Here is a 26,419-nt window from a genome sequence, read left to right on the forward strand (position 1 = left end):
GCCGAAATCGACGAACGCCACGTCCAAAGCCACCTCGGACACGCCTCCGCAGAAATGACACGAAGATACCAACGCCGCAGAGACCGGTTCCGCGTCAACCTCACAAAAGCCGCAGGGCTGTGAATGGCAGTCAGTCGCCCTTCAGGGCGGCCAACGCCGCAACATGACGTGGCAAGTCACTGCGCGAATGCAGAATATCGACGATGATGACCGCGTCCGGACGGTCCAGAAACACCAGGAAATGCTCGCCCGCCCGTGTGAAGCGCAAATCCTCGGCACCCTCGACCAACACAGCACAGCTGCGACTGGGCACGTGTCCCTCTGCGATTGCCCTACAGCGCGCCAGCACCTCAGCCTCGTAAAGCACCGATTGTGTCAGGCCAAATGTGTCGATGGTCCAGCGGGCAATCTCAACAAGGCTGTCTTCCGCGCGCCGCGTCAGCCGAAAGGATCGGCTCATCGCGTGTCGCGGGCTTTCGCAAAGGCCCGGCGCACCGCATCCTCGCCACTTCCCGCGGCAAAATCACCGCGATTGGCCTGGTCGAGACCCGCGATCAAACCCTGGCGGAGATCGGCGAGATGCGCCTCCTCCCGTTCGAGCAGCCGCAGGCCAGCCCGCATCGCCTCACTGGCATTTTGATAGCGGCCAGAGGCGACCAAGGCCTGGACCAGTTCATCCTGGGTCTCGGTCAGAACAACGTTGCGTGTCACCATGGGTCAAACTCCTTATTGGCAATATATGCCAATGGCGAGCACCAATCAACGGGCGGCACTCGACACTCCACCGCCGCCTCATGCCGCCTGCCCGCTGAGCCGACCGTAGAAACTGCGCTCCAGATGCAGCTCCCCTGCCCCGGCCTTTTCGGTCATGCCGCGCAGATAGCCCCCAGCAGACGCGACTTCGCCCTTGGCATGTTTGTCGAAGACCAGCGCCATGGCCGCTGCGGCCATCTGCTTGCCCATGACCTGCTGTGCGGCCAGCCAAGCGTGATCCGAAATCCCGATGATCTTTTTGAGAGCGCCCGCAATCCGGTAGAGATCGCCCCAATCCTGAAGATATCCACCCATTTGCCGCGCCCAGAAGGCGAATTCCGGACAGGCTTGCATGACCGTCGCCACATCTACTGCAACACACCGCGCGGATGGCTCAGCACGAGACTCCTGCCCGTCCTGTCCAGACCCCTCAACCCGTACAATCCTTGGTCGTTCAGGTGCCACGCCCGCCGCTTGCTCAGGTTCTGAGCGATTACATGACACAGGATCGAGTTGGTTTGTAGTTCGTATATGGGGGTCGAAAGTGACCTCCTTGGGGTTCATTTTTGGAGTCTGATCGTTGGCTTTGACGACGGTGTCAGAGGAACTTTCCACAAGATCATCGATGCGAACTGCGTTGAGATAGGCTTGCTCGACCCGTTCTTGCAGCTGCTGAAACCAGGCAAGTGCCTGTTCGAGCGTCTCAGACGCCGCATTGGCGCGGGGAAGCCGTGCCAGAAGGCCTTCGAACTGGTCCAGATATCGTGTCCAGGCGCCAGCAAGTGCGCTGTTCATCGCCGCCTCGATCCGGGCGCGGATCATACGGCGGAGCACGGTGATCTGACGCTTCAGGCGCTGACAGAGCGCACGTTCCGCCTGGATCCGCCCATGCAACGCCGTGAACTCTTCGACACGGGCCGCCATGGGCGACAAATCAAATCCGTAAGCCTCGATGATGTGCCCGTCATCGTTCCGCCGCCCCCAACGCTTGCCATTGGGACTGTCCTTGAAGGCGATCAGGCCGATCTCTGCGAGACGGCGCGCATGACGCTTTAACGCCGACAGGGAAAACCCCGTCTGCGCCATCAGATAAGCGTTCGAGGCCCAGACGATCGGGCGCCGGCGCGCCTGCCAATCCTGAGCCTGGGTGAAGGCGCCAAGCGTGTCGAGCAGCAGCACATCGCCCGGTTTCAGGCCGATATGGGCGCCGACGCGTTTCACCGCCACAAAGGCCTCGGATTTGGGAATGTCGAGCCCCTCGCCCGTCTCTGCCAGTGTCTCTGCCAGGGCCAAACCCGCACTGGCTTTTCGCCAGCCCGACGGATGCTTGAACATAGGCAAGCCATTACTGTCCCGAGACGCGTGCGCCTCGGTTGCCCCATTGGGGCCTGTGTTTTCCTGTTCCATCTCCGCGTCAGCAGACAAAGATTTCCCATGCGCTCAGAAGCGTTTTTTCTTGTCCGGCGATTCGGAGACTGCTACCCTTTAGGTGTCTAATCTAAGAGTTGCGCTTTGCGCAGCAGCCCTCGAAGCTTCGGTTTCGGGGGTTTTTCTTTGTGTGCCTTCCTCCTTTCTGCTCAATCCTCAAGTGTCATCCGGCGGGTTCATCTGCGTGAATTCCGCGTGGGATCTCTGAATGATGTCTTCCAGGTTCTCGTCGAGCCAATCGGCAAAGGCTTCGGTCGCACCGGACCGCTTGACCGAGACCGAGACGGCCCCCCGCCCCGATTTGATCGACACACCTTCCATTGGCGTCACCTCGGAGACACCGGTTTTCTGTTGCGCGCCGCGCTTGGCGGCCTCGGCCAGAAGCCTGTCGAGCCGCTCGTCGGATGGCAGATCGCGATGACGCTCCAGCAGCTTCACCGCCCGCGGCTCAGTCATGCGGCGGGCCGTGAATATTTCGGCCAATGCCGTCCATCTGGGGCGGCCGGATTTCGGAGCGGAGCCGATCAGATCGCCCACCGCCATCGGTACCGCCTGTGTCACTTTCGTCAGATGCGACAGGCCCGGTGCAGATAGGTTCAAGACCTGCCGAACGGTGTCTGTGTCATGGCCCGCCTTCTGGATCGCCTCGGCAAAGCGGGCTTTTTCATAGAAGGACAGGTCGCGGCGGGCGGCGTTTTCCAGGCCCTTGGCCAAAAGCGCCGTCGCATCGTCCAGATCCTGCACATTGGCGCGAACCTTCAGGCCCAACTCGCGACAGGCTTGCAGCCTGCGGCGGCCATAGATCACCTCGAACCGGCCTTCGGTCTTGGACTGGCGCACCAGGATCGGCACCTGTTGGCCGCCCTCGGCGATGCTGCGTTTGAGCCCTTCGAATGTCTCGGGATCATCGTCGGAGTTTACAGCTGTAAACTCGTCCAGCCGGTCGGCCGGGCCCCAATCATCGATCAGGGCCGGGTCGATTTCCCGGATCGCGGCAAGCGAGCCGCGCAAGGCCCCCAAGGCCGGGGCGCTGGTGCGCGATTTGCCTGTGCCCTGGGTGCCAGAGCGCGCGATTGTGTTGGCGATGCCCGACAGGCCAGAGGTGGATTTCCGCGCCATCACTCACGCCCCCATGCTTGGTGGACCATCTGCTCAACCTCCAACCCGACCGCATCCATCGAGCTTCGCGCGCGGTCATAGGTGGCGCGCGTCATCTCAGACCGGACGACTTCGTAGATCGATTGCTTCAGCATCGTCGCATCGCTGATTGCCGTGCTTTTGAGCGCTGTGGCGGCCATGACGCGATCCAGGAACAGCGCCCGCATGAACGAGGTCAGCTGCTGCGACGGGATATCGGTGGGCTCATCGCGGGTGATGAGAAACTTGAAATGGTCATATTGCAGCGTCGCGCCGGCATCTTCGATCACGCCCATATAGGCGCCCGCAAGCTCCAGGAATTGCGCGGTCGAGGATACGTCGAGCATGGAGGGCGTCAGCGGCACGATCAGCGAACTGGCCGCAGCCATCCCTGCGATGGTCAGAAAGCCAAGCTGCGGCGGGCTGTCCATCAGCACGATGTCGTAATCGCCTTCCACCTGCGCGATGGCGCTGCGGATCCGAGTGAAGAAGGGATGATCGGGTGAGGAGTGGACGGCGGATTCCGTCTCAAATTCCGACAGGATCAGGCGGGATGGCGCCAGGGCAAGACCGGGGAAGTAGGTCTGCACAACAACGTCGGCCATCGGCACCGGATCATCGTAGCGAATGGCGTCATAGATCGTCAGGCCATCGAACTCGATCTCAGGGCTTATGCCGCACATCGAGGTCAGCGAGCCTTGCGGATCGAGATCCACCACCAGGATGCGATAGCCGCGCAGGGCGAAGTAATGGGCGAGGTGAATGGTCGTGGTGCTTTTGCTGCTGCCACCTTTGAAGTTCATCAGCTGCCAGATTTGCAGGTTTTCACCCTCTCTCCGGCGCGGGACATAGCGCCCGGCCTTGCGCGAGGATTGTTCGAGAATGTCGCGCGCATTCCAGATCTCTTGCGCCGTATAGTGCCGCCGCCCGCCGCGATTTTCCGAAGGCTCGGGAATGGTGCCTTCGCCATGGACCTTGCGCAGGAACTGGCCCGACACGCCCAACAGCTCCGCCGCTTCTGGGGCCGGGAAGGACCGCAAGGTTTTGGTGTTGTCGGGCGCAAAGGCGGATAGCAAATGTTCCCGGATCGCGGTATTGAGACGCTCCGATATCTCCGTCGCCAGGGACGAAGGCCGGTCATGTGTCAGTGGTGTCACGGGAATCATCTAGTTGCCTCAAATGCCCAATTGCGGCTTTTTTCACGCCACTTGGGGACAAAAGCAGTGATTCATCGATCCAAGTCAAGGATTATCCCGGATATAGTGTCTTACGCGCCAGCTAGAGACTATATCCGCCGTCTTGCCCAAAGTCACTTATAGAGCGGTTTTGATCGGATCAGGACCGCGCAGACGGAAGGCAGATCGAGTTTACAGCTGTAAACTCTGCTCGGGATCTTCGCCGTGTTACCCGGTCTGCCGCGCCAGCCACTCCCGATGTAACTCGGCCACATTGGCCACCAGCCATTCCTCGAATCCACGGGCTGCACGGGGACGGAATGACAGGGTCACGCGGCGGCGGGTTCGGCTTACGGTGCCAATCGCCAGACCCTCGGCGCCCTGAAGAGGGCGGGGGCGGGCGCGCGCCGCCGCCTCCAGTTTCGGGGCGCGCTCCAGCATCGCCAGCACCCCTTCGAACCGCGCGTCCGACGTGGTACCGACACAGCCCGCAAAGCCCACGACCGTATCGATATCGATATCGGCCGCGCGCTCGACAAAGACGCGCGTCAGCTTGCTCCACCGCTCGCGCCCGATGGACGGCGCGGCCCCAATTGCCCAGATCACGGCGACCGGGATCGTCTGAGTGACAGCCAGCATCCGCGAGACCAGCGTCTTGTTGACTGACAGCGCCTGCCCGATGACCTTGCGGGAATATCCGGCCTCAGCCAATTGGCGGGCGAAATCGGCCTTTTCGATGAAGCTCAGATCGCGGCGGAGGATGTTGTCCTGACCCTGCGCCAGAACGGTGCCCACATCATCGAGCGGAGAGATTATCGCCAAGACCGGCTGCCCAAGATCGCGGGCCGCCAGCACACGACGGCGCCCGGCGATGATCTGATAGGTGTCGGTCTGATCGGGATGTGGGCACACCAGAACCGGGACGCGCTGACCATGGGCCGCAATCGATTGCAGCAAGGCGCGATCGGCGGCCTCGTCATCCTCCAGCCGGGTCGAGGGGCCGCCATCCTTGATGCGAAACGGATCGAGCTGCACCAGCGCGGGCGGGCCGGGCAGGGGGCGCCGCATGGCCTGCGCTAGTTCGGATCGTGTTGCGGTGCAATCTGACATCCTGGCCCCGTTGGCTTCCCATCGACAGCGGATAACCCTGCAATGGTCTGGTTAACGTTTGCTTTACGCTGGCGGGAAACCTCAGCCGGTGCGGACGATCCACAGGCTGGCCAGGATGATCAGTGCGGCACCAGCCAGCAGGTTGAGCGTGGGGATTTCGCCGAAAAACAGATAGCCCGCGCTCGCTGAAAGAAGGATGGAGCTGTAGGAGACCGGACCCAGCACACCCGCATCACCCAGCCAATGGGCGCGCAGGAAACAGAATTGCGCCAATTGCGCAAACACGCCGACGCCCAGCAGAAAGGGCAGGTCCATGGCCGGAACGGCGTGCCAGTCCATCAGCGCAAAGGGGGCCGTGACCAGACCCAGACCGGCGGTATAGAACACCATCATCACGATGGTCGGCGTGCCTTTCAAACGGCGCGTCAGGATCACCGCCAGGGTGCCTGTCAGAACGGCCAGGCACAGGCTCGCCAGGCCCCAATTCCACGCGATACTTCCCGGGGCTGCGGCGATCAGCGCCCCGATCAGCCCAATCGCGGCAGCCAGCCAGCGCCAGCGCCCGATCTGCTCACGCAGCAACAGCGCGGCCAGCAGCATCAGCAGAATGGGCCGCGTGAAGTTGATCGCCGTGAAGAGCGCAAAGGAGATCCGCGGGATCGCATAAAACGAGGCCGCCAGCGTGATCGAAGACAGAACCACCCGCACGGCATGGAGCCCCAAACGGTCGATCTGCCGAAAGGATGCCCGGTCGCGCCAGAGCCACGGCAACAGCAGCACAAGGCCCACGCCCGCCCGCATGAAGACAACCTGGGTGGCGGAATATTCAGCGCCATAGGCCTTCACGATGCTCAGCGCCCAGATGTTCAGGGACATGTCCGCCATCAGCCAAGCCGCCCCGCGCAGATTGTCGGCGCGCGAGGCCGGGGGCGCGGGCCCGTCGGTCATTGGGATGGGCTGCGGGGGGTCAACGCATTGGCAAACAGACGATAGGCGCCGGGCACAAGTTGCGTGACCTGGTGGTGCAGGTTCAAGGCGATATGGACATGTCGCCCGGCGCCGATCTCACCCACCAGAAGCGCGCCATCGAGCGGTTGTTCATCGGGGTCGGCCATACGCAGGACGGGCGTATAGGCGGGGTCCCAGGCTTTCGCGAAATAGAGGCCACGCTCCTTGTGCCAGCCCGCCCAATCTTCGGCCTTGATCGGGTTGGGATAGGACAGGATAGGCGCGTCGGTCGCCAGCACTGTGACCTCGGCGCTTTCATCGGTGATGCGCCACCGCAGCGACGGTTGCCCGATCTCCAGCCGGGCAGGGGGGACGGTATCGGGATCCCAATCGTCCCAGGGCCGATGATATAGTGTAACAAGTGTGCCGCCGTCACGGACCCAGGCGTTCAGGCGCGCATTGGCGGATTTCAGGGCGGGTCGGAAACGATGGGCGAAGACGCCGACCAGCACGGTGTCGAAACCCGCAAACGGGGTGTCCCCGCCCAGATCGGCATCCTCCAGAACGGTCAGATCGAAGCCCGCCGCGCTAAGCCAATAGGCCACGCGGTCATTGCCAGCGCCGATATAGGCGACGCGCGCAGGTGGGGGCGTGATATGGGCCAGCCGCACGCGCAGAATGGCGGGGCTGTGATGCAGGCGCGGGGTGATGTGGTCGTAATCGATAATCCTGAGCGTTCGTGCGGGCGTGCGGTCCAGCGTCAGCGACAGATCGTAAAGGCCCGGCGCGGCATGATCGGGAATGCGGAGCGTCACCTGGCCGCCGGACCACGTTTGCGTCCAGCCCTCGGGCAGGGTGAACGCCGGTGCGCCTGACGACGGGTCGCCGACATTGAGCGTCAGTTCGCGCGTCTCAGTCGACAGGTTCAGGATCGCGGCGGTGTCGGACAGCCGGGCGCGGGCCGCGGGCAGGGTGAGGATCGGGCGCTCGAACGGCATGCACGCGGTGGTGGTCAGCCCGTCGATGCGGATCTCGGCGGCCAGATAAGGCGCACGCGGCACGAGGGGATCGTAGCTGTCGGGGTAGGGGTCGGAAGGCGCGGCCTCGGTGGAGATCTCCAACACCGTACCGGTGGCCTTCTGGCTTTCGCCCGGCACAAGCGACAAGGTGATGTCGGCCCGGTCGGTCAGGCGATGCTTGGTTGCAATGGCGACATGGGCACCGGGGGCGGCGCGGTCGGTCTGGGGCAGGGCGCGCGGATCGATGTTGAGCGCCAGCATCAGGACACGGGCCAGTTGCGCCTGTTTGCGCGCGACGCGGTGGGCGTGGAGCGGATCGACCCGCGCATTATCCAGCGCAGCCAGGGCCCGCGCGGCGGCATCGGCGATGGCGGCGCCATCGGGGAAGGCCGCGACGCAGTCGGATATCGCGCTCTGCGCCTCGGCGCATCCGATATCGGCCAGCGTTTGCGGCAGGTTGTCGGTGATCTGGCCCATGTCGCCGCCCACATCGCTCCAGGCCAGATGCAGCGGCCAATCCTGTTCTTCCTCCGGCGTAACCCAGCGTCCCATGCCCTGAGTCCGGTGGAACTGACGGGAATATTGCCCGATCCGCGCATAACTGCTGCCCAACACCGGATCGATACCTGTGCCAGCGACCGTCACCGTGGCCGGTGGCGGCGGCACTTCGTCATCATAGGCACCGCCCGCGCCGGACCAGGCGGGCAGGTAGAGCTTTGACACCTGCCAGGGCGCGGGACCATCGGGCGCATAGGCGGGGTCGGCGGCCAGGCCGATGACCTCAAAGGCGGCGGCGGTCATGGCGCGGTGATGGCCGTGCTGGCCGGGGATATCGAGGAAGGTGGGGCAGAGAATATCGGGCCGGTCCTGGCGCAGGATCTCGACAAACCGACGCATCAGGCGGTCATGGCCCCATTTGCCCATCGTCTCAGTACCGGATTTGGAAAAGCCGAAATCCGTGACGGGATCGTCGATGCTTTGCCCGTGCCAGTAGAGCCGCATATCGAGCGCCTCTGCCGCGGCCTCCATCTCAGCGGTGCGCAGGGTGCCCAGGACGCTGCCTGCTTCGGTCCCGATATCGTTCTGGCCGCCTTCGCCGCGGGTGGAGCAGGCATAGGACAGCTTCACGCCGTCCCGCAGCCAGAGCGCGGCCAGCATCTCGCTTGTCTCGTCATCGGGATGGGCGCCGGTATTGAGAAAGCCGACACTCGACCGCAGGCCCGCCAGCGCCTTCCACAGCAGAGCGATGCGTGGCGAATGCGCCTCGGCCATCAGGCGCGATTGCGGTGCGTTGGGCATGGAACCTCCTTGGGTCGATGCGGGTCAGGCGCCGAGCGACAGGCGCGGGGAGAGATGTGTGTTCACCACCAAGGCCGCCGCCCCGATTGTCGCCGTCATCCGCCCCGCCGTACCGGGCAGGACCCGGGGGATCATCCGGTCGGCGCGGTGCGCGATGGAACTTTGCGGCAGGGGTAGAGTCTCGGCGAGTTCGGCCAGGATCGGGGCGGGCATGGCGCCGCCCAAGACAATAGATTCAGGATCGAACAGGTTTTCGATGACGTGGACGGCATGGCCCAAAGCCGGGCGCGCCTGATCCAGCCAGTCTTGGTAGATCGGGTCGCGATCCTGATGCGCGCGGGCCAGATCCTCCACCGTGTCGCCGGGGCGCCCGCCTTGCGCCAGGATCCGCCCCAGGGCGATGCGGCTGGCTACATCTTCCAATGCGGCGGCCCCCTGCGGCGTCGGGACGGGGATATGCCCGATCTCACCGGCATTGCCGAACGCGCCGCGATAGATCTCACCATCGACCACCACGCCCAGGCCCAGACCGGTCCCGAAATAGAGATAGGCATAGGTCGACAGCCCCTGCGCCACGCCCGACACACGCTCGGCCATCGCCGCAGCGTTGGCGTCGTTTTCGACGGTCACCGGCACGTCAAGCGCCTCGGACAGGGCCTGAACCGGATCGACGGCATCCCAGCCGGGCAGGTCCGTCGCCTGACCCGAGAGGCCGGTTTGTCCGAAGGGCCCGGGCATCACCGCGCCCGCGCCCATCAGACTGCCGCGCCCTTTGCCAGCCTGATCCAAGGCGCGGTCGAGCATATCCTTGGCCAAGGGCAGGATCGTTCCGGGGGCGGCATCGGTCACGGCACGCCGATCCGAGAACAGCAATCGCCCCTCCAGATCGATCAGCGCCCCCAATAGCGCGCCCGGGCGGATCTCAACCCCGAAGGCGATCGCGGCTTTGCCCTGGATGGCATAGGTGACGGCGGGCAGGCCGCGTTGCCCGGCCCGGCGCCCGGCCTCGTACACCCAACCATCCTTGACCAGTTCGGCGATGATATTGCTGACGGCCTGGGTGCTGAGCCCTGAGGCGCGCGCAATCTCGGCCCGGCCCGCCACGCCTTCCTGACGGATATGTTCCAGCACAAGGCCGCGATTGTAGACGCGGCTGCGTTCGGCATTCGATCCTGGCGTGATGGGTCGGACAGACATGGGGCAGGAATTAACTCAATTATATTGAATACTCAATGCAATTGATTTATTCATAACCGGATACACGGGCCCGATGCGTCTTTCGCAAAATGTGGTCTGCACAACAGGGAGTGCTGGAATGCTGAAGACTTATCGTAACACCATAATGGCAAGTTCTGCCGCGGCGCTGATGTCCATGGCCGGTGGCTTGGCCAACGCGGAGCAGGTCGAAATCGAATATTGGCAATATTTCTTCGAGGCGCGCGTGGACGCGATGGAGGTGCTGATCGAGAATTTCGAGGCCGCCAATCCCGACATCACCGTGACCATGACGCATTTCCCCTATGCCGATTACCGCACGCGCACCGCCGTGGCGATCCCGGCAGGGGAGGGGCCCGATGTGGTGCAGCTTTTCTACGGGTGGCTGAACGATTACATTGAGGCGGGCCTGATCCAGCCCCTGCCGGAAGAGACCTTCCCGGCCGAGACGATCGAGGCGGAGTTCTTCCCGATGGTCAGCGCGATGGAGCGTGACGGCCAATATTACGCGCTGCCCACGGCGGTGCGGTCGCTGGCGCTGTTCTACAATGAACGTCTGTTCGAACGCGCCGGGATCGAGGAGCCGCCCACGACCTTGGACGAGATGATGGAGATCGCCGAGGCGCTGACCGAACGCGACGGCGCAGGCAACATCACCCAGGTCGGCATCACCTCGGGCATGACGGCCCAGGATCACCATTGGTTCCGCGAGGTGCTGATCCGTCAGTTCGGCGGAGAGCCCTATACCGAGGATTACCAGACCGTCACCTACGATTCCGAGGCCGGTCTTGAGGCGTTGAACTTCTATCTGGGCCTTGAGGAAAACGGGGTCAGCCAGACCGGCTTCATGGACGAGCCGCAGGCCGCGTTCCGCGCGGGCCGGGCGGGTATGCATATCGACGGGTCGTTCCGCATCGGCGCGCTGAACAGCACCGGCGGATTGCAATGGGGCGTCACGGAATTGCCAGCAGGCCCCGACGGGACCAGTTCGAACTATTCGTCGTATTGGGTGAATGCGATCACAACCGGCGCCCAGGAAGGCCCGGAATACGAGGCTTCGGTGAAGTTCATGGAATACATCACGTCACCCGAGGCGATGGAGATCTGGCTGGAAGTGGTCGGCGAATTGCCCGCCCGGCAAGAGGTGGGGCTGACCGAGGACAACGCCAACGATCCGGTCTTTGGGCCGTTCATCCGGGGCCTCGAATACGCCAACACGACCCTGTTCGCCAATGAAAGCGCGCAGCGCCAGGAAATGGTGGATATGGTCGCGCGGGTGCAGATCGAAGGCATGGATCCCGCCGAGGCGCTGTCGATGGCGGCCGAGGCCGAGCAAGCCATCCTGGATGAGTATTACGCAGACTAACGCTGTCTGACGACGCGCCTTCCCGATGCCGGGGAGGCGCCCGATCTTCACCCTTTGCCCACAGGATTGCGGCCCGATGCCAAGCGATCATTCCCTAGCCGGGCGCACGTCAGAAGCCGCCCCACGCAAGGCCAACGCGGTCTCGCGCGCCTATCACCGGCTGAGCATCAAGCAAAAGCGGACCTTGTGGGCCTGGGGCTTTCTGGCAGTTCCGATCCTGTTCTACGTGGTGATCCGGTTCTATCCGACGGGCAATGCCATCGTTTTGTCGTTCCAGGATTGGAACCTGCTGGAAGATCGCGAATGGGCGGGGCTGGACAATTACGCCAAGCTGATCGCCGACCCGGTCTTTTGGCAGGTGTTCCGCAATACCTTCATGTATCTGCTCCTGGGCACTCCGATCAGCCTGGTGATCTCATTCCTGATCGCCTACCACCTGGATAAGGTGCGGTTCATGCATGGCACGATCCGGGCGCTGTATTTCCTGCCCTTCATGACCAGCGCCGTGGCCATGGCCTGGGTCTGGCGGTGGTTTTACCAGGACGTGCCGATTGGCCTGTTCAACAACACGCTGGCCTCGTTCGGCATCCCGCAGATCGAGTTCCTGGGATCGACCACCAATGCGCTGCCGGCGATCCTGGCGCCCGCGGTCTGGGCCGGGTTGGGGTTTCAGATCATCGTCTTCATGGCCGGACTCAGGGCGATCCCGCGCACCTTCTACGAGGCTGCGAAGATCGACGGCGTGTCGAGTTGGACGGTGTTGTGGGAGATCACGCTGCCGCTGTTGCGCCCGACCATCGTGTTCATCGTGGTGCTCAGTTCCATCGGGTTCCTGCGCATCTTCGATCATGTGTTCAACATGACGACGAACAATCCCGGCGGGCCGCTGAATTCCACCAAGCCGCTGGTTTTGATGATCTACCAGACCGCCTTCGACAGTTTCGATATGGGCTATGCCGCCGCGCAGACCGTGGTGCTGTTCCTGATCCTGCTGATCGTCAGCCTGCTGCAATTGCGCCTTTTGAGGGATCGATAAGCCATGTCCGCCAGTGACGATCTGACCATCCGCGCCTCTTCCGAGACGCTGCTGCGCGCCCAGGGCCCCGCGCCACGCCGTGATTGGGCGCAATTGATCCGCTGGACGCTGCTATTTGTCGGTGGGGTCCTGATGGTGATGCCGATTGCCTATATGCTGTCGACCTCGCTGAAATGGCCGTTCGAGGTCTACGAGCTGAGCCTGATCCCAGAAGAGCCGCATCTGCAGAATTACGCCCGTGTGCTGGAGGATGGGCGCTTTTTCGGGTGGTTCATCAACTCGCTGATCATCGCGACCATCACCACGATCTCGAACCTCTTTTTCGATGCGCTGGTGGGCTATACGCTGTGCAAGTTCACGTTTCGCGGGCGCTACATCGTGTTCATCGCGATCCTGTCGACGCTGATGATCCCCACGGAGATGTTGGTGATCCCGTGGTATCTGATGAGCCAGAGCCTGGGCTGGCTGGACACCTATTGGGGCATCATGTTCCCCGGCCTGATGACAGCGTTCGGGGTGTTCCTGATGAAGCAGTTCTTCGAGACCGTGCCCGACGATTTCCTGGAGGCCGCGCGGATCGATGGGCTGAATGAGTTCCAGATCTGGTGGCAAGTGGCGTTGCCGATGGTCAAACCGGCCTTGGCTGCCCTGGCGATCTTCGTGTTCCTGGGCAATTGGACGGCGTTCCTGTGGCCGCTGATCGTGACCACGGATACCTCGCTTTATACGCTGCCCGTTGGCTTGTCGTCCTTCGGGGATGAGGCCGATGTGCAATGGGAGCTGATCATGACCGGCGCCGCGATTTCCACGATCCCGACACTGGTGTTTTTCCTGATCTTCCAGCGGTTCATCATCCGCGGGGTCGTGATGGCGGGGCTGAAGGGATGAGCGGCGGCGTGGTGCAGATGGCAATCGGTGAAGTAGACCGATTGAGTGTTAAATGGGCGGAGCCCAGCAAAGCGGTTCGAGCCCGCAAAACGGAGGTCCATCGCCGACCCGCGGGGGGGCGATCCAAACCCCTAAGCGGCGCGCTTAATGGTGGCAGCAGTCGGAAGACATTCGACCGATGCGCCAAACCCAACCAAATCGCCGCCCCGATGGGGCGGGTCGGCGATGGACCGGCGGGCGCTGCCCTTGATTCCGGTCCTGGCGACACAGATCGGTCCATGTGGCTCCAATCCTTCCAGGAACGTGGAACATGACCGACCAATCCACCTTTCCCGATCCGGCCTATCGCGACACGGTCTTGGCGCCCTTATTCGAAGGGGTCAAAACCCACTTTGCCAACCACATGATGGCGATCCACGAGGCGCATCTGGTGATGTTGGTCGAAACCGGCATCCTGTCGGGGGACGAGGGCCAAAAGATCGGCCGGGCTCTGTCCGATATCGCGGCGGAGACCGATATCGCCGCCCTTAGCTATACCGGCGAGCATGAGGATTTCTTTTTCCTGGTTGAAGCCGAGCTGAGGCACCGCCTGGGCGATCTGGGGGGCGCCCTGCACACGGCGCGGTCGCGCAACGACATGGACCATACGATGTTCAAGATGGCCCTGCGCGACCGGGCGGCGACGATGCAGGCCCGGATGATCGCGTTGACCGAGGCGCTGATTGACAAAGCACGGGCCGAGCGCGAGACGCTGATTGTGGCCTATACCCATGGCCAACCGGCGCAGCCATCGACCTTTGGCCATTATCTTGGCGCGGTGATCGAGGTTCTTCTATCAGATATGCGCCGGTTTGAGATGGCCCGCGATGCGCTGGATCTGTGCCCGATGGGGGCGGCGGCGATCACCACCAGCGGCTTTCCCATCGACCGGGACAGGATGGCCGCGCTTCTGGGGTTCGCGGCGCCGAAACAGAACGCCTATGGCTGCATCGCCTCGGTCGATTATGTCACCGGCCTCTATTCCGCGCTGAAGCTTCCGATGATCCATCTGGGCCGCGTGATCCAGGATATGGGCTTTTGGGCGGCCTTTGAGGTGGGGCAGCTTTATGTGCCGCGCAGTCTGGTCCAGATCTCGTCCATCATGCCGCAAAAGCGCAACCCGGTGCCGATCGAACATCTGCGCCACCTTGCCTCGATGGCCGCCGGACGGGCCGAGGCGGTGATAGCGACGATGCACAACACGCCCTTCACCGATATGAATGACAGCGAGGGTGAGGTGCAGCAGGCAGGCTATGGCGCCTTCGACCATGCCGGGCGCGTGTTGGATCTGTTCACCGCCTTTCTGCCCGCCTGTTCCATCGATGCCGAGCGGGTGGCGCGCACCGCCGATGCGGCCTGTATCACCATCACCGAATTGGCGGATACGATGGTGCGTGACGAGGGGCTGAGCTTTCGCCAGGCCCATGAGATCGCCGCCGCAACCGCGCGGGCTGTGATCGCTCGACAGGCCTCTCTGGCGGAAGGCTACGACGATTTCCAGGCGGCGTTTACCGAGGTGGCCGGGCGCTCGCCGCGCTTGGATGTGAGAGCTTTTGCCCAGGCGGTGGATGCACGCAGTTTCGTTGCCCGGCGCGACCGGTTCGGCGGCCCGGCCCCCGCAGCCCTGGATGCGGCCTTGGATGGCTATGCCGCTACCGTGCGCGAGATTGCCCAGACCCATCTGGCCCGGCTGACGCGCCAGAATGCAGCGGAAGACACACGAAAGGCCGCCTTCGACGCGGTCACGAAAGGAGAGCGCCCGTGACCGACCTGATCCTGCGCGATTTGGTGAAACGCTACGGCGACACGGAGGTGTTGCATTCGATCAACCTGCATGTGGCGGCGGGGGAATTCATCGTACTTGTCGGCCCCTCGGGCTGCGGCAAATCCACGACGCTGCGGATGATCGCGGGGCTGGAAGAGATCTCGGACGGTGTGATCGAGATCGGCGGGAACGTCGTGAACAATCTGGAACCCAAGGAACGCAACATCGCGATGGTGTTCCAGAACTACGCGATCTACCCGCATATGTCGGTGCGCCGGAATATCGGGTTCGGCCTGAAAACGGCCAAGCTGAGCAAGGCAGAAAAGAACGCGCGGATCGATGAGGTTGCCGGGATCCTGGGCATGACGGATCTGTTGGAGCGTCGGCCCGCGCAGCTGTCGGGCGGGCAGCGGCAGCGTGTGGCCATTGGGCGCGCGATGGTGCGCGATCCGGCGGTGTTTCTGTTCGATGAGCCGCTGTCGAACCTCGACGCGCAATTGCGCACCCAGATGCGGCTGGAGATCAAGAAGCTGCATAACCGCGTGGGCCGAATGATGATTTTCGTAACCCATGATCAGGTGGAGGCGATGACGCTGGCCGACCGAATTGTCATCATGAAAGACGGCCATATCCAACAGATCGGCACGCCGTCCGAGGTCTATCATAACCCGGCGAACACCTTTGTGGCGCAGTTCATCGGGGCGCCCGCCATGAACCTGTTGGCGGGGGAGGGGACCGAAGGGGGCGTAAAGCTGTGGAACGGCACGAATGTTCCGCTAGAGGGGCCCGGATTGGCCGCCGGGCGCCCGGTGACATTGGGCGTGCGGCCCGAGGATCTGCAAAGTGGGCCGGGGGAGGGGGGTGCCCTGTCGGGCGTTGTGACCGTGGCCGAGCCACTGGGGTCGGAAACGCTGATCTATGTCGATGTCGGCGGCAAAGAGATCGTCGCCACCGCGCCGGGGCGGACGCCCCCTGCGGCGGGCGATCACATTGCGCTGAACCTGTCGACGACCGGTCTGCATCTGTTCGACGAGGCCAGCGGAGTTGCTTTGACGTGACGGCCCCGATGACGGTTCTATGCGCCGGGCGCCTCTATTGCGATCTGGTCTTTACCGATCTGGATGCGGCCCCCGCCGCCGGGCGAGAGGTGTTTGCCGGGGGCCTCAACCTGCGGGCGGGGGGCGGCGCGTTCATCACCGCGGCCTATCTGGGGCGGGAAGGTCTGGAGGCGGGCCTGATCACCACGCGGCCCGCCGCACCGTTCGACCAATTGCTGGACCAAGAGATCGCGGGCGCCGGGATCACGGCGCATTTTGTCGATGGCACCGCCTGCGAAGCGCCCCAGGTGACGGTGGCGTTTCCCCAGAACAATGACCGGGCCTTTCTGACCCGCCGCGTGGGCGCGGCCATCCCGCCTTTGTCTGCGCTTCCCAAAGCCGCACATCTGCATATCGGCGAGCTGACCACGGCCTTGGAACATGGCGATTTGATCCCGATGGCGCGGGCGGCGGGGATGACCATATCGCTTGATTGCGCATGGGATGCGGCGGCGCTTGGCCAGCCGGGCATCGCACAGACGATTGCGTCGGTTGATCTGTTCTTCCCGAATGAGGCCGAACAGGCAGAACTGGCACGAAATGGGGTGAGCGCCGCGCCCAGGATCGCGACCATTGTGAAGCGCGGTGTGGCGGGGGCCGAATACCGGCCCGCAACTGGCAACGTGTTGACGGCCCCGGCATTTCAGGCCGTTGTGCGCGACCTGACCGGGGCAGGCGACGCATTCAATGGCGGGTTCCTCGCGGCATGGCTGGCGGGCCGGGGCCCAAGCGAAGCGCTGATCCAGGGCAACCGGCTTGGGGCCGAAGCGGTCTCGCAAATCGGTGGCTTCGGAGCGCCGACCAGCCGCCCCGAGGGCAACGTGATGCTGGCAGCGGGGCAGTGAGCACCCCTCACCGTCTTTCCTGAGACGATCCGGTTCTCCTGAAAGACCAACTTTCGGCGATGCAGGCGGCTCCAGACCCTGCGGACGGCCAAGGCCGCGCGAAAGAGCGTGGAAACTTCTAACGCAACCGGCAAAGGCCCCGTCGCCCAGCCTGAGCCAGGCGTAGAGAATGGGATCGCCTTTATCCGGGATCTGTCTGGCCGACCCACAAGCCGGCCCCCAAAGACGATGCGCCCGCAGGCAGACCCGACTTCATTACGTCAACGCAATGAACCCTTGTATGAGAGGCGCAAAATGATGCGCAGCCTTTCGAGGAATTGCTGAGCGAGCGCCCCTTTTCAGAACAAAGATCAGCCCAGGAACCCGCCCGATTGCCGCGCCCACAGGCCCGCATAGAGGCCGTCTTGCGCCAGGAGGTCTGCGTGGCTGCCATCTTCGACGACACGGCCGGCATCCAGCACGACGATGCGATCCATCTGCGCGATGGTCGACAATCGGTGGGCGATGGCGATCACCGTTTTGCCTTGCATGACACCGTAAAGCGTCTCCTGAATGGCGGCTTCAACCTCGCTGTCCAGGGCTGAGGTCGCCTCGTCCAGGATCAGGATCGGGGCGTTTTTCAGGATGACCCGCGCAATGGCGATCCGTTGCCGTTGCCCGCCTGACAGCTTCACACCGCGCTCACCGACCTGCGCGTCGTAACCCGCACGACCTTCGGGATCACGCAGATCCTGGATGAAATCATGGGCCTCCGCCCGTTTCGCCGCGGCGATCACCTCGGCTTCGCTCGCCATGGGATTGCCATAGAGGATATTGGCCCGCACCGAGCGGTGCAGGAGCGAGCTGTCCTGTGTTACCATGCCGATCTGAGCGCGCAGGCTATCCTGCGTGACATCTGCCACTGATTGCCCATCGATCAGAATGCGCCCGCGCTCTGCGTCGCGGAAGCGCAGCAACAAATTGACAAGGCTCGATTTTCCTGCACCCGAACGCCCGATCAGGCCAACACGCTGACCGGCTGGAATGGTTAGGTTGATCCCGTCGAGCCCGCCATGGCCCTTGCCATAATGGTGGGTCAGGTTCTCGATCCGGATCTCGGCCTCGCGCACGACCAGCGGGATCGCACCGGGTGCATCCACCACATCCTGCGGCTTGGCGATCGAGCGCAGGCCCTCACGGATCACGCCTGCATGTTCAAACAGCCGGATCGTCACCCACATGATCCACCCGCTCATCCCGTTCAACCGGATCGTCAGGGCCGCCGCCGCGGCGACCTCACCCACGGTCACGATATCCTGGGTCCAAAGCCAGATGGCAGGCCCGATCACACCCACCATCAGCATCCCGTTGATGGCGTTCAGGCCGAAGGCAAGCTCGGTCATCAGCCGCAAGAAGCGCTGAAACCGTAGCCGCAGACGGCGCATGGCCGAGAGCGCATAGGCCTCTTCCCGATCCCCGTGCGAGAACAGTTTGACGGTCTCGATATTGGCGTAGGCATCAACGACCCGGCCTGTGACCAGCGAGCGCGCATCCGACCACTTTTCCGAGGCCGAGGCGACCCGAACGGCGATCCGCCGCACATAGAAGATGTAAACGACCAGCCAAATCGCCAGAGGCAGTCCCAGGCGAATGTCGATCTGCGACAGGATCAGGATCGCACCAGCGACATAGGTGACGGAAAACCAGATCCCTTCGAACGCCATGTAGACGCTGTCTTCGACAGCCGGACCCATCTGCATGACGCGGTTGCTCAACCGTCCCGCGAAATCATTCTGGAAAAAGCCCGAAGATTGCCCCAGCAGGTGCTTATGCGCGCGCCAGCGGGCCTGCTCCTGCATATTCGAGGCCAGCGTTTGTTCCAGGAAGAAATGGTTGAACGTGATCAGCGCCGGCCGCAGGAACAGGATGAACAAGGCTGCAAGGGTGACCTCCAGCTTGTGGGTTTCCCAGAAGGCTGCAGGCCCTGCCGCATTCATCAAATCGATCAAACGCCCGGAATAGAAGATCAGCGCGCTTTCCATGATCGCCACCAGCAGACCCAAAAGCGCCATCCAGGGCAGCCAACGGTGAAACGGCGTCAGCTGCGTGCGGATATAGGCCCATAGCGTGGAGGGCGGCGTATCGCCGGGCACAAAAGCGAACGGATTTATGAGATCTTCGAACTTGCGATACATGATGCCCTCCATGGGGCGCGGGATGAGATGGTGATGAGGGTTGGGTGGGACAAAGCCACCCTTTCAGGACCGGCTTGTTCAGCTCAGGCGTGGGGTCCTGAAAATCATCATCGACATCTCTCCATCATGAGTCGCACTGCCTACATACCGACCTTTCGCGCCGATGTCAGGCCCGAAAACGGCTGAAATGACGGCGCTCGGCGATGGACCGCCGGGGGCGGATCCTGGCGTCGCCGCTCACACCCCTTTCGAAACACACGCTGGAAGACATGCGCGCCCCTCGAAAAACGTTGTGGAGTAGCTCGCGCCAGCCCGACGCAGATGTTGTTTGTGTAATTTGCAGGCCTGTCTCCTCACCGAGGAGATGCAGCCATGTGTTCATTTTTGAAATGCTGCTTTGCAGATTTAGCCGATTATCTATCTGAATATGAACGACGTAGCCTGGTCTCAGCATCGAAATTGTCGAGAGGCCGCACATGCACGCGCATATCGTACATGCCCATCCTGAACCTGGCTCCTACAACGCGGCTTTGACCGCGGCCGCGCTGGAAGCCTTACAGGCTCATGGCGGCACAACCTCGATCACGGATCTCTACCAACAGGGTTTTGATCCTGTTGAAACAGCGGCGCATTATGGGTCGCGCAGTGACCCGGACACTTTCGCCGCCTTAAGCGAACAGCGTCATGCGTGGCAAACCGGGACCCTGCCACAAGCGATCGACGATGAGATCCGGAACCTTGAGACGGCCGATCTGCTGATCCTGCAATTCCCGCTCTGGTGGCACGGCCCGCCCGCGATCCTAAAGGGCTGGATGGACCGCGTCTTTGTGAATGGCGGCCTTTATACCAGTCGGATGCGCTACGATACCGGCTACTTCAAGGGGCGCCGCGCGCTGGTGTCCGTCACCACCGGCGCGCCGCACGAAGCGTTCGGCCCCGGGAGCCGCGGTGGTGATCTCGATGTCATTCTGTGGCCGGTTCAATACTCGCTTCATTATATGGGGTTCACTATTCTGCCGCCCTATCTCTCTTACGGTGTTCAGGGCCACGGATATCGGTATGAGGAGGAGCATATCGTGCAAGACAGGCTGCGGAAAAACCTGACAGCATGGGCAGAGCATCTTTCCAATCTGGATCAGGCCGAGCCTTTGGCCTTCCCAAGTTGGGCGGATTGGGACGAGAGCGGACGGGCGGTCAGGCTGATATCATAGGCCGAAGCACCCCCCAGACGCCCGTTTGAGGCCCATGGTGTCGGCGTCCCGCTAGCTGGCCGGGATCTCAGGATGAGCCGACAGAGCCGTTACGATCGCATCGAGCCCATCGGTGAGCGCCGCTGGCCCCGGTTGCAGGATAAGGGGGGATTTGATCTCGAATATACGGCGGTCTCGGATTGCCGGGATATCGGTCCAACCAGGCCGGTCCGCGATCCGTTCGGGCCGAACTTTCTTACCACACCACGAGGCCAGGATCACCTCTGGCGCGGCGCGGATCACTTGATCGGAGGTCACGATCCGACCCGAGGCTGCGTCTTGGGCCGCCAGATCGGGGAACACATCCCGCCCGCCCGCGATTTCGATCAATTCGGACACCCATGCGATACCCGAAATCATCGGCTCATCCCATTCCTCGAAATAGACACGCGGGCGCGGCCTGCCCGTGGCCTGCGCGGCAAGCTCATCCAACCGCCGCTCGTATTGCCCAACCAACTGCGCCGCCCGGGCAGGTTGGCCAACCATCGCGCCGAGATGTGAGATCATGGCGAGGATGCCGCTCACATCTCGCTGATTATAAGCCATCACCGTCACGCCCTTCCGGATCAACTCGGCGGCAATCTCGGCCTGAAGGTCCGAAAACGTCAGCACCAGATCAGGCGCAAGCGCCAGGATCTTGGGGATATCGGCGGACGTGAACGCAGAGACACGCGGTTTTTCCCGGCGCACCTGTTTTGGGCGGACCGCATAGCCGGAAACGCCCACGATCCGGTCCTGCTCTCCCAACAGATAAAGCGTTTCGACCGTTTCTTCCGTCAGACAGACGATGCGTTCTGGGGGAAAGCGTTTCATGGGTTCAGAATGCCATGCGGCTGGGCATCACGCCACCTGGGCGACGCGTCCCAAGCAGTCACCGCGAAACATCCGATAAAAACAGTAGCCTTTGCGGCGAAAGGTTCGATAGGCAGCGCCGAGCAAGGTGCGATCATCCAGCCGAAGTGCCGCCTTGAAGGTGATCGATATGGAACTGCTCACGCGACGCACAATCTTGATGTGTGCGTCATCGGTGATTGCGGGCGTTGCCGCCCCGGGCCTGTTCGCGCAGGCCGCCCCGGTCGCGATTGTCGAGATGCTGAACAGCCATCCCACCGATAGAGCTTTGCGCATGGTCTTCACGCCGCGCATCCTTCAGATCGAGCCGGGCGAAAGCGTTCTGATTCAGGCCACCGATCGCGGCCATAGCAGCGCGTCCATCGCCGGAATGATCCCCGAGGGTGCCACGACGTGGTCCGGCCAGATCAGCCAGGACATCAACGTCACCTTCGATCAGGCGCCTGATCCGACCGTGATCTTCGGCCAATCGACAACCGAGATCCTGTAGCTTTTGGGATTTAACGAGCGTGTCGTGGGCACATCGGTCTGGTTCAACCCGGTTCTGCCGGAATTCGAAGAGCTGAATGCCGGCATCGCATGTCTGGCGGATAATGATTCCAGCTTCGAAAGCATCATGAACCGGCGGCCCGAATTGGTGACCGTGATGTTCGAATGGCATATCGGGCCCGAAGGCCATGTGGCCACGCGCGAGCAATTCCACGAGCTTGGGATACCCACCTGCGTGATGCCCACCGATTGCGAGGACAAGGACAATAGTGTCGGCATCGACGGCACGCATTCTGCGCTGTTTGACACAGCAAATCTCTATCGCGGGATCGAAAAACTAGCGATGATCTATGACCTTCAGGCGCGGGGCCAGGAGGTTGTTCCCGATCTGAGGGCGCGCTGCTCTGCGACCGGATTTGCGTCTTGCAACAGCGTCGCGTCGTCGCGCTCGGCGCCCCGAAAGAGGTCGTTGACGAGGCGTTTCTGGCAACCAGCTTCTCGGTCGAGGCCCGTTTTCTAAAGGATCCGACAGATGGTGAGACTGCGATCCGGTTCTGCGCCGCACATGTCTAGATATGTGCCGTTTCCGTCAGATCACGGCAGGTTCAGATTTGGCATGGCGCGCAAACGTTCGGCGGCGAAATCGATGAAACTGCGGACCTTGGCGACCGCGCGCCGCCCTTCCACATGGACAAGGTGGATGGGCAATGGATCTGGCTCGAAATCATCAAGGACGGTCTGCAGGCGACCGTCCGCAAGGTCAGGACCGATCTGATAGGACAGAACACGACATAGCCCCCAACCTTGACGGGCGACCTCTATCCCTGCGGCCATGCTCCCCACGACCAGCCGTGGACGGATACGCAACACATGTGCGCTATCCGGCCCAAAGCGCCAATCGGTTTCAATGCTATTCGGCGATGCGTAAACGATCTGGTGATCTTTCAAGTCCGCCGGGGTTCGCGGTATTCCATGCTGCTTAAAGTAATCGGGGGCGCCGCAGATCACCCGGCGCACGGACCCGACGCGCACAGCGGCAAGCCCGGACGAGGGCAAGGCCCCGATGCGCACCGCTATGTCGAACCCTTCCTCGACCATGTTGACGATCCGATCGACGATCATGATCTCGGCGGACACGTCCGGATAGGTGTCAAGAAACGCCGTGATGATCGGTGTGACATAGATCCGCCCGAACTCATGCGAGCAGGTGATCCTCAGCTTGCCGACCGGGTTCGTCGCGGCGCCCGACGCGGCCTCGTTGGCGGCTTGAAAATGGGCCAGGATGCCGCGTGCATCTTCCAGATAGGCCGCGCCCACATCGGTTAGGCGTACCTTGCGGGTCGTGCGCGTGAACAGGCGCGCGCCCAGTCGATCTTCCAGCGTGTTGACCCCGCGCGTCACAGACGGCGCGCTTAGGCCAACGGTGCGGGCCCCTTCGGCGAAGCTTTCCGCCTCTGCCACGGCCACAAAGACTTCGAGCGCTTGAATGCGATCCATATGCGTTCCCCCGGTTCCCATCCTGCAATTGGAGAGATCTATATCACGGTTATTATCATTTGGCGGAATAATGACTTTTAAAAATCAGGTATTATTCCGCAGCAAGTGATTGGTTAGGTCTTCACCAACCGCGACTGCGCCGCCGTGGCGCATCTGGATGCAAAAGGACCCAAACATGAGCCGCCATCCCCTGCCTCCGTTCACCGAAGACGCTGCACGCCAAAAAGTGCGTTTGGCCGAAGATGGCTGGAACAGCCGCGATCCCGCCAAGGTTGCGCTGGCCTACACACCGGACAGCACATGGCGCAATCGCGCGGAGTTCCCCCAGGGACGGGAAGAGATCGAAGCATTCCTGACCCGCAAATGGGCCAAAGAACTCGATTATCGGCTGATCAAAGAGCTTTGGGCTTTTGACGGCAACCGCATCGCCGTGCGTTTTGCCTATGAATACCACGACGATAGCGGCACCTGGTTCCGGGCCTATGGCAACGAAAATTGGGAGTTTGACGATGAGGGTTACATGGCCGTCCGTCATGCCAGCATCAACGAGCATCCGATCCGCGAAGAAGACCGCAAGTTTCGCTGGTCATCGGGCCGACGCCCCGACGATCACCCAGGATTAAGCGACTTCGGCTTCTGAAGCCCATGTTCAAATCCATGCATAGGACAAGACGATGATCACCCCCATCAAACTTTACCGGGCTCCGAAATCCGGCCATTGCCACCGGGTTGAGCTGATGCTCGCCTTTCTGGATCTGCCCTATGAAACCATCGATCTGGATATGGCCAATGGCGCACACAAGGCGCCAGATTTCCTGCAAATCAGCCCCTTTGGCCTCGTCCCGGCGATTGATGACGGCGGCTATACCCTGGCCGACAGCAACGCGATCTTGGTCTATCTGGCAAATACCTATGCGAAGGATACGGGGTGGCTTTTATCGGACCCGAAAGCAGCCGCTGAGGTTCAGCGCTGGCTAACCGTGGCTGCGGACAACATCTATGCCGGGCCCTGTGCTGCCCGATTGGTCAAGGTGTTTGGCGTGCCGCTTGATCACGCGGCCTCGGTGACCAAGGCGCATGATTTGTTCAAAATCATGGACAGTCATCTGAGCACGCGCGCGTGGCTCGCCACCGATCAGATCACCATCGCCGATATCGCGGGGTACAGCTACATCGCCCATGCGCCCGAAGGCGGTGTCGATCTTGTGCCCTATCCCAATATCCGGGCATGGCTTGGCCGTGTGGAGGCGCAGCCAGGCTTTGTCGCAATGGCGGCGTCCCCGATCCCAGAATTGGCCTGATCAGCACCACCTGCGAGGGACGCGGCGACCTTGGCGTGCGGCCGCGAACATCCAATAGGACAAAGGCATATCAAAAATGGACCCCGCTCACCCATTCCACGACGGAGAGTTGCGTGCACAGGCTAAGGCGGGTGTCGGCGACGTCGCGAAATGGGCGGGCGGGTTCATTCGCGACTACCTGCCGGATCAGCACCGCGCGTTCCACAGCGGGTTGCCATGTCTCGTCGTCGCGGGTGGCGACCTGAATGGGCACATTTGGGTGACACTTGTGGACGGGTCGGAAGGATTTGTCGCCTCTCCCAATCCACATCTGATCACGCTTGCAACCACGCTTGAGGCGTCTGATCCGCTTGCCTCCGCATTTGCCTCGGGGGCGGATGTGGGTGTTCTGGGGATTGAACTGGCATCCCGCCGCCGCAACCGCTTCAGCGGTCACGTGACACCAAGCGACCAAGGATACAGGATCGATATCCGGCAAAGCTTTGGCAATTGCCCGCAATATATCCACCAACGCGCCTGGATCCGTATACCGAAGACCGAACACGGTCGGGCGCAGCACAGTCGAGCCCTGACGCCAAGCCAGATCGGCCGCATCAACGACGCCGATACGATGTTTATCGGATCAGGCCATCAGGGCACCCCAGGTGCTGCGTCGAACGGCTACGATGCCTCCCATCGGGGTGGCGCCCCGGGGTTTGTCCATGTGGTCGACGGCACGCATCTGAAAATCCCCGATTATGCAGGCAACAATTTCTTCAACACGATCGGCAACATCATGTCCGATCCCCGCATCGGATTGCTGTTTGTGGATTTCGCGACCGGCGGTCTGCTGCATATCAGCGGCCGCGCAACCGTCGATTGGCACCCACGTGACGCGCATGACCCAGATGCATGGCGGATGATTGATGTTGAAATCGACGCGGTGATCGACCGTCCGAACGCGGTAGGTCTGCGGTGGGAAAACCAAGATCATCTGTCCCGGCGCCTGCGGCTAACCCGGCGTGAAAACGAAACCGACCAGATCACATCCTTCTATTTCGAGCCGGTCGACCATCGTCCGCTGGCACCATTCGAAGCCGGGCAGCATCTGCCCATCGCGGTGCAGATCCCCGGGCAGGTCGGATTGTCCAGGCGAAGCTACTCTCTATCCGGATCGCCCGCAGAGAGAGGACACTATCGTCTGACGGTCAAACGCGAAACGCAGGGGCTGGTTTCAGGCTTCCTCCACTGGGATCTGCGTGTGGGCGACATGATCGAGGCACAAGACCCGTCAGGCAACTTCACGATGCCTTGTCACCGATGCCCGCTTGTCCTGGTCAGCGCGGGTGTGGGGCAGACACCGATGATCGCCCTGCTTCACGCAACAGCCACCCAAGACCGCGCTGTCTGGTATGTGCACGGCGCTGCAAACGGACGCCAACACGCGCTGCGCGGTGAGGTGGACCGGATGGTATCGGCCCAGGCCCACCTGCAACAGCGTGTCTTCTACAGCGATCCGGATGACGAGGATGTCATTGGCCGCGACTATGACGTGGCCGGGCGCATGACAGCCACTGACCTGCTGAAGCTCGGGGCGGGACCAAACGCGCGCTACATGCTTTGCGGTCCCGCGGTCTTCCTCTCCGATATCCGCGACGGGTTGGAGACCCAAGGTGTCCCGGCGGATCACATCCATGTCGAAACCTTTGGGCCCGTGGCATAAGCCGTGGTGCCGACCTTCACTGCCAAAGCGATGG

At 62.2% G+C, this 26,419-nt stretch carries 24 protein-coding genes; 12 read left to right on the top strand and 12 right to left on the bottom strand.

What is annotated here, in order from left to right; all coding sequences use genetic code 11:
• Window positions 1-130 precede the first annotated feature (130 nt).
• From V8J82_RS22865 to V8J82_RS22905, 9 genes are all read right to left on the bottom strand, one after another.
• A complete protein-coding gene (locus V8J82_RS22865) occupies window positions 131-460 on the bottom strand; it encodes a type II toxin-antitoxin system RelE/ParE family toxin (RefSeq protein WP_339979235.1) in 330 nt (109 codons plus the stop codon).
• Window positions 457-714, bottom strand: coding sequence for a type II toxin-antitoxin system ParD family antitoxin (locus tag V8J82_RS22870; RefSeq protein WP_339979237.1), 258 nt, complete (start codon window positions 712-714; stop codon window positions 457-459). Before V8J82_RS22870 ends, V8J82_RS22865 begins: the two co-directional genes overlap by 4 nt.
• A 78-nt stretch (window positions 715-792) precedes the next feature.
• Window positions 793-2,088, bottom strand: a complete 1,296-nt coding sequence (gene repC / locus V8J82_RS22875) for a plasmid replication protein RepC (RefSeq protein ID WP_339979239.1) — start codon at window positions 2,086-2,088, stop codon at window positions 793-795.
• A 249-nt stretch (window positions 2,089-2,337) separates the two neighbouring features.
• Complete coding sequence (gene repB / locus V8J82_RS22880; RefSeq protein ID WP_339979241.1) at window positions 2,338-3,300, bottom strand: plasmid partitioning protein RepB; 963 nt, start codon at window positions 3,298-3,300, stop codon at window positions 2,338-2,340.
• Window positions 3,300-4,484 (bottom strand): plasmid partitioning protein RepA, encoded by a 1,185-nt coding sequence (gene repA, locus V8J82_RS22885; protein ID WP_339979244.1) that lies wholly within the window; start codon window positions 4,482-4,484, stop codon window positions 3,300-3,302. Before repA ends, repB (V8J82_RS22880) begins: the two co-directional genes overlap by 1 nt.
• 237 nt (window positions 4,485-4,721) lie before the next feature.
• The gene (gene repB / locus V8J82_RS22890; RefSeq protein ID WP_339979246.1) at window positions 4,722-5,603 is read right to left on the bottom strand and encodes a plasmid partitioning protein RepB; all 882 of its coding nucleotides are present in this window, start codon (window positions 5,601-5,603) and stop codon (window positions 4,722-4,724) included.
• Between the two features lie 81 nt (window positions 5,604-5,684).
• Complete coding sequence (locus tag V8J82_RS22895) at window positions 5,685-6,551, bottom strand: DMT family transporter (RefSeq protein WP_339979248.1); 867 nt, start codon at window positions 6,549-6,551, stop codon at window positions 5,685-5,687.
• A complete protein-coding gene (locus V8J82_RS22900) occupies window positions 6,548-8,869 on the bottom strand; it encodes a PIG-L family deacetylase (protein WP_339979251.1) in 2,322 nt (773 codons plus the stop codon). Before V8J82_RS22900 ends, V8J82_RS22895 begins: the two co-directional genes overlap by 4 nt.
• 24 nt (window positions 8,870-8,893) lie before the next feature.
• The gene (locus V8J82_RS22905; RefSeq protein ID WP_339979254.1) at window positions 8,894-10,066 is read right to left on the bottom strand and encodes an ROK family transcriptional regulator; all 1,173 of its coding nucleotides are present in this window, start codon (window positions 10,064-10,066) and stop codon (window positions 8,894-8,896) included.
• A 118-nt stretch (window positions 10,067-10,184) separates the two neighbouring features.
• Here V8J82_RS22905 and V8J82_RS22910 point away from each other — a divergent pair, with 118 nt between their 5' ends.
• The 6 genes from V8J82_RS22910 to V8J82_RS22935 all read left to right on the top strand — a co-directional run bounded on the left by V8J82_RS22910 (window position 10,185) and on the right by V8J82_RS22935 (window position 17,120).
• Window positions 10,185-11,450: a sugar ABC transporter substrate-binding protein gene (locus V8J82_RS22910; protein WP_339979256.1), complete on the top strand. Its 1,266-nt coding sequence runs from the start codon at window positions 10,185-10,187 to the stop codon at window positions 11,448-11,450.
• Between the two features lie 76 nt (window positions 11,451-11,526).
• Entirely contained in the window at window positions 11,527-12,486 is a 960-nt protein-coding gene (locus tag V8J82_RS22915; protein WP_339979258.1) for a carbohydrate ABC transporter permease, read from the top strand.
• A gap of 3 nt (window positions 12,487-12,489) precedes the next feature.
• On the top strand, window positions 12,490-13,374 hold the full coding sequence (locus tag V8J82_RS22920; protein ID WP_339979261.1) for a carbohydrate ABC transporter permease: 885 nt from the start codon (window positions 12,490-12,492) through the stop codon (window positions 13,372-13,374).
• Window positions 13,375-13,684: 310 nt separating this feature from the next.
• Entirely contained in the window at window positions 13,685-15,178 is a 1,494-nt protein-coding gene (argH, locus tag V8J82_RS22925) for an argininosuccinate lyase (RefSeq protein ID WP_339979263.1), read from the top strand.
• Window positions 15,175-16,236 (top strand): ABC transporter ATP-binding protein, encoded by a 1,062-nt coding sequence (locus V8J82_RS22930; RefSeq protein ID WP_339979265.1) that lies wholly within the window; start codon window positions 15,175-15,177, stop codon window positions 16,234-16,236. The genes argH and V8J82_RS22930 overlap by 4 nt, the downstream gene beginning before the upstream one ends.
• On the top strand, window positions 16,233-17,120 hold the full coding sequence (locus V8J82_RS22935) for a carbohydrate kinase family protein (protein WP_339979267.1): 888 nt from the start codon (window positions 16,233-16,235) through the stop codon (window positions 17,118-17,120). Before V8J82_RS22930 ends, V8J82_RS22935 begins: the two co-directional genes overlap by 4 nt.
• A 350-nt stretch (window positions 17,121-17,470) precedes the next feature.
• Here the strand turns inward: V8J82_RS22935 and V8J82_RS22940 are convergent, their stop codons facing one another.
• Entirely contained in the window at window positions 17,471-19,294 is a 1,824-nt protein-coding gene (locus V8J82_RS22940; RefSeq protein ID WP_339979269.1) for an ABC transporter ATP-binding protein, read from the bottom strand.
• A gap of 476 nt (window positions 19,295-19,770) precedes the next feature.
• Here V8J82_RS22940 and V8J82_RS22945 point away from each other — a divergent pair, with 476 nt between their 5' ends.
• Window positions 19,771-20,505: an NAD(P)H-dependent oxidoreductase gene (locus tag V8J82_RS22945; protein ID WP_339979271.1), complete on the top strand. Its 735-nt coding sequence runs from the start codon at window positions 19,771-19,773 to the stop codon at window positions 20,503-20,505.
• A gap of 51 nt (window positions 20,506-20,556) precedes the next feature.
• Here V8J82_RS22945 and V8J82_RS22950 read toward each other — a convergent pair whose 3' ends face one another.
• Complete coding sequence (locus tag V8J82_RS22950) at window positions 20,557-21,357, bottom strand: cobalamin-binding protein (RefSeq protein ID WP_339979274.1); 801 nt, start codon at window positions 21,355-21,357, stop codon at window positions 20,557-20,559.
• Window positions 21,358-21,526: 169 nt separating this feature from the next.
• Here V8J82_RS22950 and V8J82_RS22955 point away from each other — a divergent pair, with 169 nt between their 5' ends.
• Together V8J82_RS22955 and V8J82_RS22960 are read left to right on the top strand one after the other, a co-directional pair.
• The gene (locus V8J82_RS22955) at window positions 21,527-21,886 is read left to right on the top strand and encodes a cupredoxin domain-containing protein (RefSeq protein WP_339979277.1); all 360 of its coding nucleotides are present in this window, start codon (window positions 21,527-21,529) and stop codon (window positions 21,884-21,886) included.
• A 3-nt stretch (window positions 21,887-21,889) separates the two neighbouring features.
• Window positions 21,890-22,405: an ABC transporter substrate-binding protein gene (locus V8J82_RS22960; RefSeq protein WP_339979279.1), complete on the top strand. Its 516-nt coding sequence runs from the start codon at window positions 21,890-21,892 to the stop codon at window positions 22,403-22,405.
• Window positions 22,406-22,479: 74 nt separating this feature from the next.
• Here V8J82_RS22960 and V8J82_RS22965 read toward each other — a convergent pair whose 3' ends face one another.
• On the bottom strand, window positions 22,480-23,382 hold the full coding sequence (locus tag V8J82_RS22965) for a LysR family transcriptional regulator (protein ID WP_339979282.1): 903 nt from the start codon (window positions 23,380-23,382) through the stop codon (window positions 22,480-22,482).
• 175 nt (window positions 23,383-23,557) lie between these two features.
• Here V8J82_RS22965 and V8J82_RS22970 point away from each other — a divergent pair, with 175 nt between their 5' ends.
• The 3 genes from V8J82_RS22970 (at window position 23,558) to V8J82_RS22980 (ending at window position 26,385) form a co-directional block, all read left to right on the top strand.
• The gene (locus tag V8J82_RS22970) at window positions 23,558-24,022 is read left to right on the top strand and encodes a nuclear transport factor 2 family protein (protein ID WP_339979284.1); all 465 of its coding nucleotides are present in this window, start codon (window positions 23,558-23,560) and stop codon (window positions 24,020-24,022) included.
• 34 nt (window positions 24,023-24,056) lie between these two features.
• The gene (locus V8J82_RS22975; protein ID WP_339979287.1) at window positions 24,057-24,683 is read left to right on the top strand and encodes a glutathione S-transferase family protein; all 627 of its coding nucleotides are present in this window, start codon (window positions 24,057-24,059) and stop codon (window positions 24,681-24,683) included.
• 76 nt (window positions 24,684-24,759) lie between these two features.
• On the top strand, window positions 24,760-26,385 hold the full coding sequence (locus V8J82_RS22980) for an FAD-binding oxidoreductase (protein ID WP_339979289.1): 1,626 nt from the start codon (window positions 24,760-24,762) through the stop codon (window positions 26,383-26,385).
• Window positions 26,386-26,419: the final 34 nt, after the last annotated feature.

It is taken from the genome of Gymnodinialimonas mytili, assembly GCF_037544085.1.
Classification (GTDB): Bacteria; Pseudomonadota; Alphaproteobacteria; order Rhodobacterales; family Rhodobacteraceae; genus Gymnodinialimonas; species Gymnodinialimonas mytili.